Consider the following 3035-nt stretch of genomic DNA (forward strand, 5'->3'; position numbering starts at 1 on the left):
GCGGCCGATCCGCTGTCCACGACGGCCTGGTCCTGCGCGGTCGGCACCGTCACACTGCTGCCGTTCGGGGCCGCCGAGGGGCTGCTGCCGCACACCGCCCAACTGCCTGACGTCGTCGGTCTGCTGGTGTACGTGGCTGCGGTGCCGACCGCTCTCGCCTACGCGCTGTACTTCGCGGGCGCCGGAGTCGTGCGCTCGGCCACCGTCTCCGTGATCATGCTGCTGGAGCCGGTGAGCGCGGCCGTGATCGCCGTAAGCCTGCTCGACGAACGGCTCACCGGCGCCACGGTCGTGGGCACCCTGCTGCTGCTCGCGGCGGTGGCCGGGCTGGCGGTCGCCGAGGCCAGGGGAGCGGCGGCCCGGCGCAGGGCCGCGGTGCTCGTCTGACAGCTCCTTCGGATCGCGGCAAGGGGCTCGCGGCCGGGGCCCGGTCAGTCCTGCGGGGCACCGTCCTGCGGGGCGCCGGGCGTCCGGTGGCGCAGATGGTGGGCGTACGCGGCGGCGTCGCGCGGGCCGCCGCGTGCGAGCAGCCCGGCCGCCGTGCGTTCCTTCACGTCGTCCGGTTTGTGCGCCGCGTACTTGAACTTGGCGCGGACGTCGGTCACTTCCAGCCGCAGCCCGCGGATCCCGGACAGCATCCTGCCGTACGGGGCCTCGCCGACGGCGGCGCGCGCCGAGCCGCCGTCCGGCTGGAAGTGGCCCACCTGCGCGTTGAGCAGGTCCGCCTTCTCCCGCGGGTCGTCCACGAGGTGTGCGGTGCAGCGCAGTTGGACGGCCGCGTAGAAGCTGGTGGGTGTGCCGTGCTCGGGCGGGGTGTCGTCCGGAGCCTGCCAGGGGCCCGGCACGTAGACGTAGTCGTCGACGACGCTCAGCAGGACCGGTGAACCGGCCTCGACGGCCGGCCAGATCGGGTTGGGCCGGGCGAGATGCGTGAGCACCTCACCGTGCGGCCCGCGCAGCGGATCGTAGGCGAAGTGCAGCGGCTGGACGTAAGGCGGCTCACCCGGCGGGCCGTTGACGGCGAGCTGGCCGAAGTCGTGCTCAGCGAGCCACTGTTGCCAGACACCGTCGTCCTGCGGCGCGTCCCAGGGATGGATCAGCACGGCGGGCTCCTCAGAGGACGGTGAGATAGTCGGGCACGGCGACGGCCGGGTCGAGGTCGTCCGCCGGAATCGGCGGGCCGTAGCCGCGCTCCACCGGGACGACACCGCTCCAGTGGGGGAGTGCCACGTCCTCAGGCTCGTCACCGGGGCCGCCCGTACGGACCTTGGCCGACACCTCGTGGAGATCGAGGCTGAGCACGGCGGTCGCCGCCAGCTCCCGTTCGTTCCCTGGCCGGGAGTCGTGGGACCGACCAGGGACGACATGGTCGACGATCGCGTCGAGCGCGACGCGCCGCTCCTGCGGGTCCGTCACCTGGTGGGCGACGCCGTGCACCACCACGGAGCGGTAGTTGATCGAGTGGTGGAAGGCGGAGCGCGCCAGCACTAGCCCGTCGACATGGGTGACGGTCAGGCACACGGCAAGGCCGGGGTCGGTGTCGTCCGGCTGCCGCGCGCCGGCCATCCGCAGCGGGCGCGAGCCGGTCGACCCGTGCACGTACAGCCGCTCGCCCACCCGTCCGTAGAGGGTGGGCAGCACGACCGGTGCGCCGTCCCTGACGAAGCCGAGGTGGCAGAGGTACGTCTCGTCGAGTATCGCGTGCACCAGTTCGCGGTCGTAGGACGCCCGCTTCGCCGAGCGGGTGGGGACGGTGCGGGCGGTCGGCGGGTAGCCGGTGGGGTCCTGCATTGCGCTCTCCATTGCACTAGTGCATAATCTTCTTTGTGCTAGGAGAGTATCGGATCGTCGGTCGGCGCGCAGCCGAGATCGCAGCGAGTGTGGAGCGCGGGGTGGGCTCGGGTGAGCTGGCCCCGGGCCAACCCCTGCCGCCGATGCGGGAGTTGGCGGTGGATCTGGGCGTCAACCCGAACACCGTGGCCGCCGCCTACCGCACGCTGCGTGAGCGCGGGGTGATCGAGACGGCGGGCCGCAAGGGGAGCAGCGTGCGCCGCCGCCCCGCCAGCACGGTCCGCGGCTCGATCCGGGTGGACGCGCCACCGGGTGTGCGGGACCTGTCCGAGGGCAATCCCGACCCCGCCCTGCTGCCGTCGCTGCGTGACGCGCTCGCCGCCGCTGCGCTGCGCCACGAAAGCGCGCCCGGCCTCTACGGACAGGCCCCGGTCGAGGCGGAGTTGGCGCGGCTCGCCCGCGCGGGGCTCGACGCCGACGGGCTGCCCGCAGGACCCGTAGCTGTCACATCGGGCTCGTTGGACGCGATCGAGCGGGTGCTCGCCGCCCACTTGCGGCCGGGCGACGCCGTCGCCGTCGAGGACCCCGGCTGGGGCAGTCTGCTGGATCTCGTCCCGGCCCTCGGGCTGCGCCCCGTGCCGATGGGCCTGGACGACGAGGGGCCGCTGTCCGCCGAGTTGGCGCGCCTGCTGAAGGACGGTGTCCGGGCGGTCGTCGTCACCGACCGGGCGCAGAACCCGACGGGCGCCGCCGTCTCCGCCCGGCGCGCCGCCGAGCTGCGTACCGTCCTCGCCGCCCGTCCCGATGTGCTCCTCGTCGAGGACGACCACGGCCATGCCATCGTCGATCTGCCGTTGCACCCGCTCGCCGGTGTCACGGACCGCTGGGTGTTCGTGCGCTCGACGTCGAAGGCGTACGGCCCCGACCTGCGCGTCGCCGTACTGACCGGAGACGCCCTGACCGTGGACCGGGTGACGGGGCGTCAGCGACTCGGCCCCGGCTGGGTCAGCAGGCTTCTGCAGCAGGCCGTCGTGGAGCTGTGGAGTTCGGGCGCCGTGGACGTGCGGGCCGTCGCCGCCTCGTACGGGCGTCGGCGGGACGCACTCGTACGGGCGCTGGCGGAGCGGGGCGTCGCGGCGCACGGCCGCAGCGGTATGAACGTCTGGGTGCCGGTGGCCGACGAGACCGGCGCCGTCGCGCGGCTGCTGCACGCCGGCTGGGCCGTCGCGCCCGGCGCCCGCTTC

General features: G+C 73.9%; 4 protein-coding genes. 2 read left to right on the forward strand and 2 right to left on the reverse strand.

The window, feature by feature from the left end; all coding sequences use genetic code 11:
* A partial coding sequence (locus tag HY68_RS23195) for a DMT family transporter (protein WP_157874452.1) occupies positions 1–387 on the forward strand: 387 nt, incomplete at its 5' end.
* Between the two features lie 44 nt (positions 388–431).
* On the opposite strand, the gene HY68_RS23200 is transcribed toward HY68_RS23195, so the two are convergent.
* Together HY68_RS23200 and HY68_RS23205 are read right to left on the reverse strand one after the other, a co-directional pair.
* Positions 432–1103 carry an FMN-binding negative transcriptional regulator gene (locus tag HY68_RS23200; RefSeq protein WP_041991840.1) on the reverse strand — a complete coding sequence of 224 codons (672 nt, stop codon included), beginning with the start codon at positions 1101–1103 and terminating at the stop codon, positions 432–434.
* Between the two features lie 10 nt (positions 1104–1113).
* Entirely contained in the window at positions 1114–1791 is a 678-nt protein-coding gene (locus HY68_RS23205) for a pyridoxamine 5'-phosphate oxidase family protein (protein ID WP_241778650.1), read from the reverse strand.
* 35 nt (positions 1792–1826) lie between these two features.
* Here HY68_RS23205 and HY68_RS23210 point away from each other — a divergent pair.
* The coding region (locus tag HY68_RS23210; protein WP_078863733.1) for an aminotransferase class I/II-fold pyridoxal phosphate-dependent enzyme at positions 1827–3035 on the forward strand (1209 nt) is incomplete at its 3' end.

The sequence above is a fragment of the Streptomyces sp. AcH 505 genome (assembly GCF_000818175.1).
Lineage (GTDB): Bacteria > Actinomycetota > Actinomycetes > Streptomycetales > Streptomycetaceae > Streptomyces.

Bases quoted from the DNA above. Each gene is read 5' to 3' on its own strand.
- HY68_RS23205 (WP_241778650.1), bottom strand. From the start codon at position 1,791: ATGCAGGACCCCACCGGCTACCCGCCGACCGCCCGCACCGTCCCCACC.